The sequence below is a fragment of the Stenotrophomonas sp. 116085_Sma genome (assembly GCF_056479585.1).
The window spans coordinates 3411136-3428234 of sequence record NZ_CM151057.1; the positions used below are offsets into that span (position 1 = coordinate 3411136).

The following is a 17099-nucleotide window of genomic DNA, read 5'->3' on the forward strand; positions in this document are numbered from 1 at the left end:
CGCCCCGTCCGACCCAGCCCATGACACTGGCTCTGCCGGCCGCGAGGGGCCCTGCCGTTGGCTGCATGCCCCCCCGCATGACCGCAATGGCGTCACACGTTAAACTCCCGCCGTGAATACTCCCACCTACACCGCCCAGCAACTCGCCGAGCAGTTCGGCCTGCAGGTCCATGGCGACCCCGCCACCGCCATCCATGGCGTGGCCACCCTCGCCCATGCCGGTCCTGGCCAGCTGACCTTTCTCGCCAACCCGCGCTACCGCGCCCAGCTGGCCGACAGCCTGGCCTCGCTGGTCGTGCTGCGTGCCGACGACGCCGAGGCCGCCCCCGGCGCCGCGCTCGTGGCCAAGGACCCGTACACGACCTTCGCCAAGATCGCCGCCCTGTTCGACATCGCGCCGACCCGCCCGCCGGGCGTCCACCCCAGCGCCGTCATCGACCCCAGCGCCCAGGTCGCCGCCAGCGCCCACATCGGCCCGTTCGTCTCGATCGGCGCACGCAGCGTGGTCGGTGAGAACTGCATCATCGGCCCGGGCAGCGTGATCGGCGAGGACTGCAGCCTGGACAGCGGCTGCGAGCTGATCGCCCGGGTCACCCTGGTCACCCGGGTCAGGCTCGGCAAGCGCGTGCGCGTCCACCCCGGTGCCGTGCTCGGCGCCGATGGCTTCGGCCTGGCGATGGACGCCGGCAAGTGGATCAAGGTGCCGCAGCTCGGCGGCGTGCGCATCGGCGACGACTGCGAAATCGGCGCCAATACCTGCGTCGACCGCGGTGCGCTGGAAGACACCGTGCTGGACGAGGACGTGCGCCTGGACAACCTGGTGCAGATCGCGCACAACGTGCAGATCGGCGCGCACTCGGCCATCGCCGGCTGCACCGGCATCGCCGGCAGCGCCAAAATCGGCCGCTACTGCCTGCTCGGCGGCCATGTCGGCGTGGTCGGCCACCTCGAGATCTGCGACAAGGTCGTGATCACCGGCAAGTCCGTGGTCCGCAATTCCATCCATGAGCCGGGCGAGTACTCGTCCGGCACCCCGTTGACCGACAACCGCACGTGGCGCAAGAACGCCGCGCGCTTCAAGCAGCTGGACGCATTGGCTCGCCGCGTCCTGGCTGCTGGCAAGGAGAAAGAATGAACGACACGCTGCAGCTTCCTATCGACGTCTGCCAGATCCAGGAACTGCTCCCGCACCGTTACCCGTTCCTGCTGGTGGACCGGGTGCTTGAACTCGACATCGACGCCAAGCGCATCCTGGCGCAGAAGAACGTCAGCATCAACGAGCCGTTCTTCCAGGGCCACTTCCCGGGCCGCCCGATCATGCCCGGCGTGCTGATCATCGAAGCGCTGGCCCAGGCCGGTGGCGTGATGACCCAGCTGACGCTCGGCCGCGATGCGCAGTCCAAGCTGTTCTACATGGTCAAGGTGGAAAACGCCCGCTTCAACAAGCAGGTCGTCCCCGGCGACGTGCTGATGCTGGATGTGCAGATGAAGCGCCTGATCCGCAACATGGGCTGGTACTACGGCGAAGCCAAGGTCAACGGTGAAGTCGTCGCCTCGGCCGAAGTCATGTGCGCCGGTGCCAAGGGCTGATCCACGGGAGGCAGCAATGACTGACAACGCACCACGGATCCACCCGACTGCCGTCATCGATCCGGCCGCGCGCCTGGCCGACGACGTCCAGGTCGGCGCGTTCACCCTGATCGGTGCCGATGTCGAAATCGGTGCCGGCACGGTGGTGGGCCCCCACTGCAGCATCCACGGCCCGACGAAGATCGGCCGTGACAACCGCTTCGTGGGCCACGCGGCGGTCGGCGGCGAGCCGCAGGACAAGAAGTTCGCTGGCGAACGCACCGAACTGGTGATCGGCGATCGCAACGTGTTCCGCGAGTTCGTCACCCTGAACCGTGGCACCGGCGGCGGCGGCGGCATCACCACCATCGGCAACGACAACTGGATGCTGGCCTACACGCACGTGGCGCACGACTGCCATGTCGGCAACTTCTGCGTGTTCTCCAACAACACGACGCTGGCCGGCCACGTGACCGTGGGCGACTACGTGATCATCAGCGGCTTCGCCGGTGCCCACCAGTTCTGCCGCATCGGTGCGCATGCCTTCCTCGGCATGGGCGCGCTGACCAATGGCGACGTACCACCGTTCACCATGGTCGGCACCGATTCGCTTGGCCGCCCGCGCGGTATCAACAGCGAAGGCCTGAAGCGCCGCGGCTTCGATGCCGAGCGCATCTCCGCCATCAAGCGTGCCTACCGCACCCTGTACGTGGCAGGCCTGCCGCTGGCCGAAGCCAAGGTGCAGCTGACCGAACAGGCGCGTGACAGCGATGACGTGAAGGCGATGCTGGACTTCATCGAGCACGCCGAGAGGCCCTTGCTGCGATGAGCAGCGCGACCGGCCAGGCGCCGGCCGGCGCCGCCGTGATTCCGCTGGCCTCGATGGCCGGCAGCGTTCCCGCGCAGCGGGTGCTCAGCGAGCGCCCGTTGCGGATCGCCCTGGTGGCCGGTGAGGCCTCCGGCGATCTGCTCGGTGCGGGCCTGGTGCGCGAACTGAAAGCACGCTTTCCGAATGCCGAATTCGCCGGCATCGGCGGCGATGCCATGCGCAGCGCCGGCTGCCAGACCTGGCACGACGCCAGCGAACTGGCGGTGATGGGCCTGACTGAAGTACTGCGCCACCTGCCACGCCTGTTGAAACTGCGTTCGGCGTTCCGCCAGCGTGCGCTGGAATGGCAGCCGGACGTGTTCATCGGCATCGACGCGCCCGACTTCAACCTGGGCATCGAGCGCTGGCTGAAGCAGCGCGGCGTGCGCACCGTGCACTACGTCAGCCCCTCGGTCTGGGCCTGGCGCGAGAAGCGGGCGGAGAAGATCGGCAGCAGCGCCGACCTGGTGCTGTGCCTGTTCCCGATGGAACCGCCGATCTATGCCAAACACGGCATCGACGCGCACTTCGTCGGCCACCCGATGGCCGATGACATTCCGCTGCAGGGCAACCGCGAGGAGGCCCGTGCCGCGCTTGGCCTGCCGACCTCGGCCAAGGTACTGGCAGTGTTGCCAGGCAGCCGCCTGGGCGAGATTTCGCGCCTGGGCGAACCGTTCTTCGAGGCCGCCTGGCAGGTCTCCGAACGCATCCCCGGCCTGCACGTGGTGGTGCCCGCGGCCAACCCGGCCTGCAAGCGCCTGATCGAAGAGCAGCTGTCGCGCTCAGCGCTGCCGGTGGCCTTCTCGCACGTACTCGACGGTGAGGCACGCAACGCGATGATCGCCGCCGATGTGGTGGTGCTGGCATCGGGCACCGCGACGCTGGAGGCGATGCTGGTCAAGCGGCCGATGGTGGTCGGTTACCGCGTCAACGAGCTGACCTACCGCCTGGTCAAGGCGCTGGGCCTGATCAAGGTCGACCGCTTTGCCCTGCCCAACATCCTGGCGGGCCAGGACCTGGCACCGGAACTGATGCAGCACGACTGCACGCCGGACAAGCTGGCGGCAGCCATCCAGCAGTGGTTCGACCACCCACAGCGGGTGACCGACCTGCAGGACACCTATGCCCGCCTGCACGAGCGCCTGCGCCGCAATGCCTCAGCCCGCGCCGCCGACGCAGTGGGCGAGCTGCTGATGCGCGACCAGGCCCAGGCATGAGCCGCCGCCACGCCGCAGCGGCCAGCCTGGCCCTGTTCGACGGCGCCGCCGTGGTCGAGCCGGAGCGCCTTGTCGCCGGCGTCGACGAAGCCGGGCGTGGTCCGCTGGCCGGACCGGTCGCGGTGGCAGCAGTGGTGTTCGATCCATCCCGGCCGCGCATCAACGGCCTGGACGATTCCAAGCAACTGACCGCGGCCCGCCGCGAGCAGCTGCATGACCGCATCATCGAACGTGCCCTGGCCTGGCACGTGGTGCTGGTGGACGCGGACACCATCGACCGCCTGAACATCTACCAGGCCACCCTGCAGGGCATGCGCGACGTGGTCGCAGCGGTGGCCCACGTGGCCGGCTTCGCCCGCATCGACGGCAACGTCGTGCCCAAGGGTCTGGTGCTGCCGGCGCAGGCCCTGGTCGGGGGTGATGGCATCGACCGTTCGATCATGGCCGCCTCGATCCTGGCCAAGGTCTCGCGCGACCGCTACATGCAGGACGTGCACGCCCGCCACCCCCAGTATGGGTTCGAGCAGCACAAGGGCTATGGCACCCCGGCTCACCTGGCCGCGTTGCGCCAGCACGGCCCCTGCGAGGAGCACCGCCGCAGCTTCGCCCCGGTACGGGAGTGCCTGGAAGCGCCGCAGCCGGTGGCTGCCGACATCGCGATTGCCTGAATCGTCTGAACGGCCGCTGCAACACGTCTGGAGAAGAGTCCCCCTGAGTCAGGGGGACGCGCCGACGGCGCGGGGGTCTGGAAGCATGGTGAGACGGGGCCCGCGGTTCGCCTGCGAACCGTGGGAAGCGATAGCGCGAATGCGATATCGCGTACCGTCAAGAGCTTGTCGCGCCTCCCTGCCCTCGCTACCCTGACCGGGCACTCCAGCGCTTCCCGACCCCGGCGACGATTCCCCCGTCGGCACCCGGGGCCCGCGCGCTCCAACCTGGTCCGGCATGTCCAACTCCCGCTTCGTACATCTCCACGTCCACACCGAGTTCTCGCTGGCGGACTCCACCATCCGTGTGCCGGCCAAGCCGGACCAGGCGGACCCGAAGAAGGCCAAGCAGGCCAACCTGCTGTCGCGCTCGGTCGAACTCGGCCTGCCCGCGCTGGCGGTGACCGACCTCAACAACCTGTTCGCCCTGGTCAAGTTCTACAAGGCCGCCGAAGGCGTGGGCATCAAGCCGATCGCCGGTGCCGACGTGCTGATCGCCGAGGAAGGCCAGGACCCGTGGCGGATGACCCTGCTGTGCCGCGACCGTGAGGGCTACCTGAGCCTGTCGCGGCTGCTGACCCGCGCCTGGATGGAAGGCCATCGTCCGGAAGGCGGTGTGGCCATCCACCCGGACTGGCTGAAGGCCGGCAACGCCAACCTGTTCGCGCTGGCCGGCCGGCAGAGCCTGGCCGGGCGCCTGGCGCTGGACGGCAAGCATGAACTGGCCGAGCAGCAGCTGGCCGACTGGCAGCGCGTGTTTGGCGATGGCCTGCACCTGGAACTGACCCGTACAGGCCGCGAAGGCGAGGAAACCTTCAACCAGTTCGCGCTGATGGCGGCCGGCCAGCGTGGCCTGCCGGTGGTGGCCAGCAACGATGTGCGCTTCCTGTCGCCCACCGATTTCAGCGCGCACGAAGCGCGCGTGTGCATTTCCACCGGCCGCGTGCTGGACGACCCCAAGCGGCCGCGCGAGTACAGCGACCAGCAGTACCTGAAGTCGGCCGAAGAGATGTGCGCACTGTTCGCCGACATCCCCGATGCGATCGACAACACGCTGGCGCTGGCCGAGCGCTGCAACATCGAGATGCGGCTTGGCACCTACTTCCTGCCCAACTACCCGGTGCCCGACGACGAGACCTTGGACACCTGGATCCAGAAGATGTCGCGCGATGGCCTGGAAGAGCGCCTGGAGAAGAATCCGCTGGCGCCCGGCAAGACCCGCGAAGAATACTTCGAGCGCCTGGAATTCGAGCTCAACACCATCATCAAGATGGGCTTCCCGGGCTACTTCCTGATCGTGGCCGACTTCATCCAGTGGGGCAAGAACCAGGGCATCCCGATCGGCCCGGGCCGTGGTTCGGGTGCCGGTTCGCTGGTGGCCTGGGCACTGAAGATCACCGATCTGGACCCGCTGCCGTACAACCTGCTGTTCGAGCGCTTCCTGAACCCGGAACGCGTGTCGATGCCCGACTTCGACATCGACTTCTGCATGGACCGCCGCGACGAGGTGATCGACTACGTCGCGCGCAAGTATGGGCGCGAGCGCGTCAGCCAGATCATCACCTACGGCACCATGGCCGCCAAGGCGGTGGTACGCGACTCCGGCCGCGTGCTCGGTTTCCCCTACGGCCTGGTCGACGGCGTTTCCAAGCTGATCCCGAACATCCTCGGCATCCACCTGAAGGATGCACTGGGCAAGGGCAAGGAAGGCCCCAGCTCGGAAATGGCCTCGCCGGAGCTGATCCAGCGCTACGAGACCGAGGACGATGTCCGCGACCTGATCGACCTGGCGCTGCAGCTGGAGGACCTGACTCGCAACGCCGGCAAGCACGCCGGTGGCGTGGTGATCGGGCCCGAACCGCTGAGCGAGTTCTGCCCGCTGTACGCCGAACACGACGAGAACGGCCTCGGCAAGAACCCGGTCACCCAGTTCGACAAGAACGACGTGGAAGAAGTGGGCCTGGTGAAGTTCGACTTCCTCGGTCTGCGCACGCTGACCATCATCGACTGGGCGGTGAAGGCGATCAACAAGCGCCACGAACGCGCGGGCATTCCGCCGGTGGACATCGCCGCGATTCCGCTCGACGACACGCCCACCTACAAGGACATCTTCGCCAACGGCAATACCGGCGCGGTGTTCCAGTTCGAATCCTCGGGCATGCGCCGCCTGCTGAAGGACGCGCGCCCCGACCGTTTCGAAGACCTCATCGCGCTGGTGTCGCTGTACCGCCCCGGCCCGATGGACCTGATTCCCTCCTTCAACGCGCGTAAGCACGGCCAGGAAGAAATCATCTATCCCGATCCGCGCACCGAAGCGATCCTGAAGGACACCTACGGGATCATGGTGTACCAGGAGCAGGTGATGCAGATGGCGCAGATCGTCGGCGGCTACTCGCTGGGCGGCGCCGACCTGCTGCGCCGTGCGATGGGCAAAAAGGTGCCGGCCGAAATGGCCAAGCACCGCGAGATCTTCCGCGAGGGCGCGGCCAAGGACGGCGTGGACGAGGCCAAGGCCGACGCCATCTTCGACCTGATGGAGAAATTCGCCGGCTACGGCTTCAACAAGTCGCACGCCGCTGCCTATGCGCTGGTCAGCTACCAGACCGCGTGGCTGAAGCGCCATTACCCGGCCGAATTCATGGCCGCGACGCTCTCGTCCGACCTGGACAACACCGACAAGGTGGTCGGCTTCCTCGACGAAGTGCGCAACCTCGGCCTGACCGTGCTGCCGCCGAAGGTGAACCAGTCGGCCTTCATGTTCGAAGCGGTCACCCCGGACACCATCCAGTACGGCCTGGGCGCAATCAAGGGCGTGGGCCAGGGTGCCTGCGAGGCGGTGGTCGAGGAGCGGCTGAAGGGCGGCCCGTTCAAGGACCTGCTCGACTTCTGCACCCGCGTCGGCTCGGCCAAGCTCAACCGGCGCACGCTGGAAGCGATGATCAACTGTGGTGCGCTGGACGAGCTCGGCCGCAACCGTGCCTCGCTGATGCTGCAGCTGCCGGAAGTGATCAAGGCCACCGACCAGATGGCGCGCGAGCGTGCGTCCGGGCAGAACTCGCTGTTCGGCGGCCCGGACCCGAGCGCGACCACGATCCAGCTGGACCTGCCCGAGGCCGAGGAATGGCCGCTGCTGCAGCGCCTGAACGGCGAGCGCGACACGCTGGGCTTCTACCTCAGCGGCCACCCGTTCGATCCCTGGCGTGACGATGTACGCGACCTGGTCGGCAACGACCTGGGTTCGGTGGAGAAGATCTGGAGCGCCAACAGTGGTGGTGGCGGAGGCGGCGAAAAGCGCTGGCGCCCGGAAGTACAAACCGTGCTGGCCGGCCAGGTGGTCGGTGTGCGTCGCAAGGGCGAGAGCCAGATCTTCATCCAGCTGGAAGATGGGCGCGGGCGCGTCGAGTGCAGCGCGTTCTCCGACGCGATGGCCGAGTTCGGCCACCTGATGACCAAGGACCGCATCCTGGTGGTCAAGGGCGGCCTGCGCGAGGACGAGTTCAACGGCGGCTACGCACTGCGCATCCGCCAGTGCTGGGACTTCGATGAAGTCTGCGCCAACTACGCCACGCGGCTGTCGCTGCGCCTGGACCTGCGCCAGCAGCGCCCGGTCTGGGAGCGCGTCAATGCCCTGCTCGACCGCCATCGCCCCGGACGCACCCCCCTGCGCCTGGACCTGCTGCTGAAGGGCCCGCAGGGCGGCGTGGCCGGCATGCTCGACGTGTCCGGGCAGAGCGCGGTGCGCATCGACTCCAAACTGATGGAGGCGCTGCGCGCCGACCCGGCCGTACGCACGCTGAAGGTGCGCTACAGCCCACCGTGGGCCAGCTGAAGCTGGCTCCCCGGTTTTCCTGAACCCCCTGTTTCCCCGTTCCAAGTATCAAGGACGATTGCCGATGAAGACCCTGCTGTTCCCGTTTGCCGCCGCACTGGCCCTGGCCGCCTGCTCGCCGTCGAAGATCGAGTTCCAGATCGACAACCCGACCGACACGCCGCTGGCGCTGAGCATCGATGGCAAGGACCTGCCGGTGGCCGCACAGGGGTCGCGCCCGATCTCGCTCGCCGTCGGTGAGCACCGCCTGCACACCGACAAACTGGGCGACGTGCGCTTCATCGTCTACGTCGATGGTCGCGGTGGCCTGATCAACCCGACCCTGAGCGAGTACGTGGTCGCCCGCGAGATCTACGTCACCGACGAGAGCAAGCTGAAGAACTTCGGCACCGGCAAGGCCGGCATCGAGCTGGGCGGCGTCGACTTCGAAGGCCCGTTCGAGAAGCACCACGAACTGTTCATCGACAAGTCCTGGACCTACGGCGTGCGCGAGCCCTTCCCGAAGGAAAAGGTCGTGGCCCACGTCGACTCCAGCGGCGGCCAGATCGTGGCCAAGGTGTTCACCGCCCCCGACTTCATCGCCTACGTCGAAGAAGGCATGGGCGAGCCCGGCGCGTTCAAGCGCGAACAACCGGCCGGCTACGTGGCCCCGAGCTACAGCCTGGAACCGGCCCCGGCCAGCCTGCCGGCGCTGGTGCCGGCCTTCGAAGCCCACGCCGCGCCGCTGCGCGAGGTCTATGCGCGCTGGCTGAAGGCCACCACCGCTGATGAACAGAAGGCCCTGCGCAAGCAGGACTTCGCCGCGCAGATGGCCTTCACCTCGGCCACCGCCACCCTCGGCAGCGGGCTGGGCCGGGAGGCCAACGAGGCCTACAACGACTTCGTCTCCCAGCGCAGCCAGCTGATGGGCCGCAGCGCCCTGGTGGTGCCCTGAGCTGACTGGCGCCCCCTGCCCGGCTGCGCTACCGTCGCCTTCCAGACGAGGGCGTACGGGTGGTTTGCACGCATTCGGCTAGAATTCCCCTCTTCTTTACACGACGGCTTCCGATGAATCCGAACTACCTCGACTTCGAGCAACCCATCGCCGACCTGGAAGCCAAGATCCAGGAGCTGCGCAACGCCAGTGCCGGGCCTGCGGTCAATGTCGAGGCGGAAGTGCACGCGCTGCAGGACAAGCTGCGCATGCGCACCGCGCAGATCTTCCGCAACCTGACCTCGTGGCAGGTGCTGCAGCTGGCCCGCCACCCGTCGCGTCCGTACACCGCCGACTACATCCGCGTCATGTTCGATGAGTTCCAGGAGCTGGCCGGTGATCGCGCCTTTGCCGACGACAAGGCCATCATGGGCGGCCTGGCCCGTATCAATGGCCGTTCCGTGATGGTGATCGGCCACCAGAAGGGCCGCGACACCAAGGAAAAGATCAAGCGCAACTTCGGCATGCCCAAGCCGGAGGGCTATCGCAAGGCCCTGCGCCTGATGAAGATGGCCGAGCGTTTCGGCCTGCCGGTGCTGACCCTGATCGACACCGCCGGCGCCTGGCCGGGTATCGACGCCGAATCGCGCGGCCAGTCCGAGGCGATCGCACGCAACCTGATCGAGATGGCCGAACTGAAGGTGCCGATCATCTGCACCGTGATCGGTGAAGGCGGCTCCGGCGGCGCGCTGGCGCTGGGCGTGGGCGACCGTACCGTGATGCTGGAGTACGCGGTGTACTCGACCATCACCCCGGAAGGCTGCGCCTCGATCCTGTGGAAGGACGCGGGCAAGGCCAAGGACGCTGCCGAGCAGCTGGGCCTGACCGCCCCGCGCCTGAAGAGCCTGGGCCTGGTGGACAAGGTCGTGCGCGAGCCGACCGGTGGCGCTCACCGCAACCCGACGCAGATGGCCAAGCGCCTGAAGGCCGTACTGCTGAACGAACTGGATGCGCTGGAAAAGCTGACCACCGAGCAGCTGCTGGAGCAGCGCTACGCGCGCCTGCGCAGCTACGGCACGTACGAAGCCGCCTGATTCATCGGCTTGTTACTTTCTTGCTCGTGCAAGAAAGTAACCAAAGAACACGCCGCCGAACGCGAGCCGGTGCCACGCACCGGTTCCCTGCGCTTCTCGGTGAATCAGGGGACGGCGCCGAACTCGCTGCGCTCAGACATCGGCGCCTCTTCGCCCCTGTTTCACCTGCGATGCTCGGCTCGCTCATGGCGGACCTGAACATCAAAAGCCACAGCTGCACCCAGTAGATCCACGCCATGCGTGGATGCTTCTGCTTTGGCGAAGAATCAAGCGAACCCGTAGAGCCAAGCATGGCTCTACGGATAATGGACTGTCAGAACGGCTTGGCCAGCACCAGCCACACGATCGGAATGAACGCCAGCAACGGGATCTCGTTGATCCAGCGCAGCGCGCGCGAAGACGGCAGCGCGCGGCCCTTGGCCACGCCCTTCAGCAGGCGACCGATCCAGATGAAGTACGCCAGCAGCACCACCACCAGCCCCAGCTTGGCGTGCAGCCAACCGGCGCCGCCCGGCGCGACCATGGTCGGGAAATCCGGAATGACCCTGTAGCCCAGCCACAACACCAGGCCCAGCAGGAAGGCCAGGCCGAACATCGAATGACCGAAGCGGTACAGGCGCAGCCCCATCAGCTGCAGGCGCTCGGTCACGGCAGGTTGGCCTGCGGTCTCGGCCAGGTTCACCAGGATGCGCGGCAGGTAGAACACCGTCGCCATCCAGGCCACCACGAACACGATGTGGAAGGTCTTGACCCAATAGTAGCTCTGCATGCGCTCGCTCCGTCGGCTGGCGTGGATGGGCGGCCATTCTCGCATGCCATGGCCGGCCCTCTCCGCGCGCCGCCGCCGCGACGGATCGACGCATGGCGCGCCGCAACGCCGTACGATAGGCGCCGTTTTCCCGACCGCACGACGCCTGCATGGACAAGACCTACGACGCCGCCTACTTCCAGCGCTGGTACCGCCGCGCCGACATCGGCGGCAGCGCCCGCCTGGCGCGCAAGGTGGCCCTGGCCGTGGCCAGCGCCGAGTACTACCTGGAACGGCCGATCCGCAGCGTGCTGGACGTCGGCTGCGGCGAAGGCGCCTGGCGCGCGCCGCTGCTGAAGCTGCGTCCGAAGGTCGAATACCTCGGCTTCGACAGCAGCGAGTACGCTGTGCGCCGCTACGGCCGCACCCGCAACCTGCACCTGGCCGGCTTCGGCGACTTCGCCTGGCTGCGGCCGTGCGCCCCGGTCGACCTGCTGGTGTGTTCGGACGTGATGCACTACGTGCCCGATCGCGAGCTGCGTGCCGGCCTGGCCGGTGTGGCCGAGCTGGCCGGCGGTGTGGCCTTCCTGGAGACCTTTGCCGCCGAGGACGAGTTCGACGGCGACCACGAGGGCTTCCAGGCCCGCCCGGCGCGCTGGTACCGCCGGACGCTGGGGCGGCACGGCCTGCAGCCGGTGGGGTCGCACTGCTGGCTGGGCCCCGCCCTGGCAGGCGATGCGGCGGCGCTGGAACGGATGTGAATCCGGATTCATTATTTTCAGCCAACTTAACCTGCGGGACACCCGGATGGGATATGCTGCGCGGCAACATATGACCATACATATCCGGTCGTCATGCTCTATCAACTGCACGAACTGACCCGCAACCTGCTCGCCCCCTGGGTGCACCAGGCCCAGGCCAACGCCAGGTTCTTCACCAACCCGGGCCACTGGTGGTCGCAGATGCCGGGTGCCGATCGCCTGGCTGCGGTCAACGAGTTGTTCCATCGCATCGGCAAGGATTACGAGAAGCCAGAATGGGGCATCAACGAAATCGATGTCGATGGCGAACGCGTGCCGATCGTCGTGCACGAAGAAGTGAGCAAGCCGTTCTGCAAGCTGCTGCGCTTCAAGCGCCACAGCAATGAAGCCGACCAGCTGCACACCATGCTCAACCAGCCGTTCGTGCTGGTGGTGGCGCCGCTGTCCGGCCACCACGCCACCCTGCTGCGCGATACCGTGCGCACGCTGCTGCGCGACCACCGCGTGTACGTCACCGACTGGGTGGATGCGCGCATGGTGCCGGCCAGCGAAGGCGAATTCGGCCTGGACGATTACATCGCCTACATCCAGGAATTCATCCGCCACCTCGGCGTGGAGCGCCTGCACGTGGTGAGCGTGTGCCAGCCGACCGTACCGGTGCTGGCCGCGGTTTCGCTGATGGCCAGCCGTGGCGAAGCGACGCCGCGCACGCTGGTGATGATGGGTGGCCCGATCGATGCGCGCTGCAGCCCGACCGCAGTGAACAACCTGGCCACGCAGAACCCGCTGTCGTGGTTCGAGAACAACGTCATCCACACCGTGCCGGCCAGCTATCCCGGCGCCGGCCGTCGCGTGTATCCAGGCTTTCTGCAGCATGCCGGCTTTCTGTCGATGAACCCGAGCCGCCACTTCAGTTCGCACTGGGATTTCTACACCGACCTGGTCAAGGGCGACCTGGAAGACGCCGACGCGCACCGTCGTTTCTACGACGAGTACAACGCAGTGCTGGACATGCCCGCCAAGTACTACCTCGATACCATCCGCGTGGTGTTCCAGGACTTCCTGCTGCCGCGTGGCGAGTGGGTGGTCAACGGCGAGAAGGTCGATCCGTCGGCGATCCGCGATACCGCGCTGCTGAGCATCGAAGGCGAGCTGGACGACATCGCCGGCCTCGGCCAGACCGAAGCCGCGCAGGCGCTGTGCACCGGCATCACTGCGGACCGCCGTGAGCATTTCATCGTCGAAGGTGCCGGCCACTACGGCATCTTCAGCGGCCGTCGCTGGCGCGAGGTGGTGTACCCGAAGGTGCGCGACTTCTTCGCCGCGCATGCCGAAGCACCGGCGGCGAAGGCGACGAAGAAGAAGAGCAACGTCACCCCGTTGCGGCGAAAGGCGGGGTAATTCCACCTTGGTCGGTACGCCCTGGTAGATGCCAACCTTGGTTGGCGCTCTACCATGAATCCCGGTGTCTGATGGATCGTGCCAACCAAGGTTGGCACCTACCAAGGCACCGACTCCTGCTTACAACCGCACCAGCAGGTTCTTGGCGATCAGCCCGTGCAGCTTGCCGATGCCACGTGCCAGATGCATCGTCAGCAGCAGCAGCAGCGCGCCCGCCGCAGCAACCGCGATCGCCACCAGCGGCGAGGCCGCCATCGGCAGCACGTTCACGTCGTTGATGTACACGCCGGGGATGTCACCACTGAAGATCGCCGCGACCGGCGCCCAGATCAGGCTCAGCGACAGCGACAGCAGCGTCACAGCAATGGTGAAGTAGATGACGCCCAGCGGCAGCATCAGCACGAAGTACAGCAGCGTCAGCCAGGTGCGGCCATCGGTGAACATGTCGCCGATGCGCTGCAGCCAGCTGCGGCTGCGGTCGGTGTAACGCGGACGGCGCGGCATGCGCTCGCCCAGCAGCGCTTCCACCAGCCGCCCTTCCAGCAGCGCCAGCCCGCGCACCGAGCCGAAGAACAGCACGGTCAGCGGAATGCCCACGATCAGGATCAGCAGGCCCAGCGACAGCGACAGGCCGGTCACCACCCAGGTGAAGAAGAAGATGCCGGTGGCCAGCGACAGCAGCATGTAGAACAGCGCACCGTAGGTATGCGGATCGGCCACCACGCCAAAGAAGCGCGCCAGCAGCGAGCGTTGCACCGGCGCCGGCGGCGGTGCGGCCGGCTCGACGCCACTGGCTTCGGCCGCCGCACGCAGTACCGGCGCGGTATCCGCACGCGGCGTACGCAGCGCGCGGTTCACCGTCACTTCGGTCTCGCGGTAGATCTCGGCCACTTCGTCCGGCGCGCCGTAGCTTCCGGCCACGTCGGCGATCACCTCGGCCTCGCTGCGACCGGGCTGCGCGGCCAGCTCCGAGCGCAGGTACTCCTCGGCGTCGTACAGCGCGTCCTGCACCATCGCCGGGTCGGCGTCTTCCAGCGCCGCGCGCAGCTGCGCCAGGTACTGCGGGATGGTGGTCGGCAGGGCGCGGCCTGCCAGGTTCGGGTCGTTCATTGCGGTACCCCCTCCAACACGGAATCGACGGAATCGCGGGTGGCCTGCCAGGCCTGGCGCCACTGCGCCAGCACCTCGCAGCCACGTTCGTTGATGCGGTAGTAGCGTCGCGGCGGCCCGCTGCTGGACGGCTCCACATGGCTTTCCAGCAGCCCGGCGCTCTCCAGGTTGCGCAGCACCGGGTACAGCGCGCTCTGCTTGCCGCTCAGCACGCCCTCGCCCACGCGCTCCAGCTCCTTGGCGATCAGGTAGCCGTACAGCGGCTCCCCGGCCCGGGCCAGCACCGCCAGCAGGGCCAGCGACACGGTTCCGGCGCTGAGCTCCTTCTGGAACTTCTTCAGGTGGACATCGTCCTCGGACATGGCCGGCCCTCCACTACGTTGGAGTCCACAGTAGTGCGAAGTTCGGTATAGCGAATGTGTCGTTAGTCATCGTGCCGGTTGGCGAGACCGGTGCGCTCACGCAGAATCGAACCCTCGTTCATGTTCCGGGGTTCCCATGCCGCACCGTCGTCGCCTTGCCCTGACCGCCGTCGCCCTGGCCTGCCTGCTGCCCTCGCTGGCCAGCGCGGCCACCCCGTACCGCAGCCCGCAGCAGATCCTCGACGCCTCGGCCGCCAGCGACTGGCGCACCCCGGACCCGGCCAACCTGCTCTACATGGACCTGCCTGCCGGGCGGGTGATCATCGAGCTGGCGCCGCAGTTCGCCCCGCGGCACGTGGCCAACATCCAGACCTTCGCGCATGAGCACTTCTGGGACGGCACCAGCATCTACCGCTCGCAGGACAACTTCGTGGTGCAGTTCGGCGACGCCGACGCCGATGACGCGGCCAAGGCCAAGCCGTTCGGCAGCGCCGCGCGCAAGCTGCCGGCCGAGTTCGAGCGCGCCAGCGCTGGCCTGAACGTCAGCGTGCTGCCGGATCGCGACGGCTGGGCGGCACAGACCGGTTTCGTCGACGGCTTCCCGGTCGGCCAGGACCCGCAGGCCGGCAAGGCCTGGCTGGCGCACTGCTACGGGATGCTCGGCGCCGGCCGCAGCAACGAGGAAGACAGCAGCATCGGCGCCGAACTCTATGTAGTGACCGGCCAGTCACCGCGTCAGCTGGACCGCAACATCACGCTGGTGGGTCGCGTGCTGAAGGGCATGGAACTGCTCAGCGCGACGCCGCGCGGACCGGCGCCGATGGGCTTCTACACCGACCCGACGCTGCGCACGCCGATCGTGTCGATCCGCCGTGCCAGCGATGTGCCGGTGGCCGAGCGCACGCCGATCCAGGTGCTGCGTACCGATTCGAAGACCTTCGCCGATACGGTGGAGGCGCGGCGCAATCGCGTGGATGATTTCTACAAGCGCCCGGCGGGGCATATCGATCTTTGCAATATTCCGGTGCCGGTGCGCTGATGGTTTCCTGCGCGTGGCGCGTGCTGAAGGTGCTTCACTGTTCATGGGCGTTACTTTTCTTTGTACGCAAAGAAAAGTAACCAAAAGAAACGTTCCGCCGGCCGCGAGCCGGTGCTACGCACCGGTGCCCTGCGCTCCTCGGCCCGTCGAGGGACGGCGCGGGAACTCGCTGCGCTCAGACACCCGCGCCTCTTCGCCCTCGCCGGACCTGCGGTGCTCGGCTCGCTCAAGGCGGATCCAAGATCAAAGGCAGAAGCGCTCGCTTCGCTCGCCGGGCCCGGCCCGGCACTACCAAGCATCGTCGTGCAGCTGTGGCTCTTGACCTTGGGTCCGCCTTGAGTGAGCCGAGCATCGCAGGGGAATCAGGGGCGAAGAGGTGCCGATGTCTTGTAGAGCCGACTGTTAGTCGGCTGACCTCTGCACACCGTCCCCTGATTCACCGAGAAGCGCAGGGGACCGACGTGCGAAGCGCGGCGGCTCACGACCTGGCGGCGCGTTTCTTTTGGTTATTTTTCTTTTCGCGCGAAAAGAAAAGTGACGCCCATGAAAAATGAAGCACCTTCAGCACGCGCCACGCGCAAAACGCCAACGCCTCAGCCCTTCTGACTCACCGCCACGCTCCCCAGAATCAAAGCCCCCGCCACCAACATCTGTACCGTCACCGCCTCCCCAAGGAACAACCACGCAAACGCCGCGCCGAACAGCGGAATCAGGTAGGTCACCGTCGACGCACGCGACGGGCCGATGCGGCCAATCAGGCGATAGAACATCAGGAATGCCAGGCCGGTGCAGGCCACGCCCAAGGCGATCGCTGCACCCCAGGCCTTCAGCGGAATGGCGGCCTGTGGCCAGTGCGTCACCGCCATCGGCAGCATCCACAGCGAGGCACACGACAGCGTGGCTGCCGCCGCCGCGGCCGATGGCAGCCCGGTCATGTGGCGCTTCACCAGATTGACGCCCAGCCCGTACAGCAACGACGCCGCAGCGCCGGCGATCACTGCGGTACCAATACTCAGGCCGGAAACCTTGGCGGTGGCCAGCACCACCACGCCGGCGAAACCAACCAGCAAGGCACCGGCGCGGCGCATGCCGATCTTCTCGCCGAAGAACAGGAAGGCGATCAGCGCGGCGAACAGCACGGTCATCGCATTGCAGATCGCACCGATCGCGGCCGGCGCCTGCTCGGCGGCATAGGCAAACAGCACGAACGGCAGCGCCGAATTGATCAGGCCGATCGGTGCCAGCCATAGCCAGCGCCGCGGCGGGAACTGCGCGCGGGCGCGCCACAGGAACGGCAGCAGCACCAGCGCCCCCAGCACCAGCCGCACCTCGACCAGCGCGAACGGGCCGAACGACGGCACCGCCACCCGCATGAACAGGAACGAGCAGCCCCAGATGGCGCCCAGCAGGGTCAACTCCAGCGGTGTGCGCCAGTCGCGCTCGACCGCCTGTGGGACCGCATTCATGCTATGCCTCCGTCC

The 17099-nt window shown here is 67.2% G+C and carries 15 protein-coding genes; 11 read left to right on the plus strand and 4 right to left on the minus strand.

The window, feature by feature from the left end:
* The first annotated feature begins 112 nt into the window (after nt 1–112).
* The 8 genes from lpxD to ACZK0Z_RS16080 all read left to right on the plus strand — a co-directional run bounded on the left by lpxD (nt 113) and on the right by ACZK0Z_RS16080 (nt 10197).
* Nucleotides 113–1135: a UDP-3-O-(3-hydroxymyristoyl)glucosamine N-acyltransferase gene (gene lpxD, locus ACZK0Z_RS16045; RefSeq protein WP_197633215.1), complete on the plus strand. Its 1023-nt coding sequence runs from the start codon at nt 113–115 to the stop codon at nt 1133–1135.
* Nucleotides 1132–1590, plus strand: coding sequence for a 3-hydroxyacyl-ACP dehydratase FabZ (gene fabZ, locus ACZK0Z_RS16050; RefSeq protein WP_005408737.1), 459 nt, complete (start codon nt 1132–1134; stop codon nt 1588–1590). The genes lpxD and fabZ overlap by 4 nt, the downstream gene beginning before the upstream one ends.
* Nucleotides 1591–1606: 16 nt before the next feature.
* Nucleotides 1607–2398 carry an acyl-ACP--UDP-N-acetylglucosamine O-acyltransferase gene (lpxA, locus tag ACZK0Z_RS16055; protein ID WP_049426783.1) on the plus strand — a complete coding sequence of 264 codons (792 nt, stop codon included), beginning with the start codon at nt 1607–1609 and terminating at the stop codon, nt 2396–2398.
* 53 nt (nt 2399–2451) lie between these two features.
* Nucleotides 2452–3654 (plus strand): lipid-A-disaccharide synthase, encoded by a 1203-nt coding sequence (gene lpxB, locus ACZK0Z_RS16060; RefSeq protein ID WP_100443691.1) that lies wholly within the window; start codon nt 2452–2454, stop codon nt 3652–3654.
* A complete protein-coding gene (locus ACZK0Z_RS16065; protein ID WP_049426781.1) occupies nt 3651–4322 on the plus strand; it encodes a ribonuclease HII in 672 nt (223 codons plus the stop codon). The genes lpxB and ACZK0Z_RS16065 overlap by 4 nt, the downstream gene beginning before the upstream one ends.
* 277 nt (nt 4323–4599) lie before the next feature.
* Nucleotides 4600–8190, plus strand: coding sequence for a DNA polymerase III subunit alpha (dnaE, locus tag ACZK0Z_RS16070; protein WP_197620369.1), 3591 nt, complete (start codon nt 4600–4602; stop codon nt 8188–8190).
* Between the two features lie 64 nt (nt 8191–8254).
* Nucleotides 8255–9124, plus strand: coding sequence for a hypothetical protein (locus ACZK0Z_RS16075; RefSeq protein WP_100443640.1), 870 nt, complete (start codon nt 8255–8257; stop codon nt 9122–9124).
* Between the two features lie 113 nt (nt 9125–9237).
* On the plus strand, nt 9238–10197 hold the full coding sequence (locus tag ACZK0Z_RS16080; RefSeq protein ID WP_049429544.1) for an acetyl-CoA carboxylase carboxyltransferase subunit alpha: 960 nt from the start codon (nt 9238–9240) through the stop codon (nt 10195–10197).
* A gap of 313 nt (nt 10198–10510) precedes the next feature.
* Here the strand turns inward: ACZK0Z_RS16080 and ACZK0Z_RS16085 are convergent, their stop codons facing one another.
* Nucleotides 10511–10966, minus strand: a complete 456-nt coding sequence (locus ACZK0Z_RS16085) for a CopD family protein (RefSeq protein ID WP_049426663.1) — start codon at nt 10964–10966, stop codon at nt 10511–10513.
* A 149-nt stretch (nt 10967–11115) separates the two neighbouring features.
* On the opposite strand from ACZK0Z_RS16085, the gene ACZK0Z_RS16090 reads away from it, so the two are divergent.
* Both ACZK0Z_RS16090 and ACZK0Z_RS16095 read left to right on the plus strand, forming a co-directional pair.
* Complete coding sequence (locus tag ACZK0Z_RS16090) at nt 11116–11706, plus strand: class I SAM-dependent DNA methyltransferase (RefSeq protein ID WP_197633216.1); 591 nt, start codon at nt 11116–11118, stop codon at nt 11704–11706.
* A gap of 93 nt (nt 11707–11799) precedes the next feature.
* Nucleotides 11800–13107 carry a polyhydroxyalkanoate depolymerase gene (locus ACZK0Z_RS16095; protein WP_197633217.1) on the plus strand — a complete coding sequence of 436 codons (1308 nt, stop codon included), beginning with the start codon at nt 11800–11802 and terminating at the stop codon, nt 13105–13107.
* Between the two features lie 120 nt (nt 13108–13227).
* Here the strand turns inward: ACZK0Z_RS16095 and ACZK0Z_RS16100 are convergent, their stop codons facing one another.
* Together ACZK0Z_RS16100 and ACZK0Z_RS16105 are read right to left on the minus strand one after the other, a co-directional pair.
* A complete protein-coding gene (locus ACZK0Z_RS16100) occupies nt 13228–14217 on the minus strand; it encodes a sensor domain-containing protein (protein WP_049426666.1) in 990 nt (329 codons plus the stop codon).
* Nucleotides 14214–14579, minus strand: coding sequence for a helix-turn-helix transcriptional regulator (locus tag ACZK0Z_RS16105; RefSeq protein WP_197633218.1), 366 nt, complete (start codon nt 14577–14579; stop codon nt 14214–14216). Before ACZK0Z_RS16105 ends, ACZK0Z_RS16100 begins: the two co-directional genes overlap by 4 nt.
* 136 nt (nt 14580–14715) lie before the next feature.
* Here ACZK0Z_RS16105 and ACZK0Z_RS16110 point away from each other — a divergent pair, with 136 nt between their 5' ends.
* Nucleotides 14716–15618 (plus strand): peptidylprolyl isomerase, encoded by a 903-nt coding sequence (locus ACZK0Z_RS16110; RefSeq protein WP_197633219.1) that lies wholly within the window; start codon nt 14716–14718, stop codon nt 15616–15618.
* Nucleotides 15619–16211: 593 nt separating this feature from the next.
* Here ACZK0Z_RS16110 and ACZK0Z_RS16115 read toward each other — a convergent pair.
* Nucleotides 16212–17084 carry a DMT family transporter gene (locus ACZK0Z_RS16115; protein WP_099560113.1) on the minus strand — a complete coding sequence of 291 codons (873 nt, stop codon included), beginning with the start codon at nt 17082–17084 and terminating at the stop codon, nt 16212–16214.
* Nucleotides 17085–17099 lie beyond the last annotated feature (15 nt).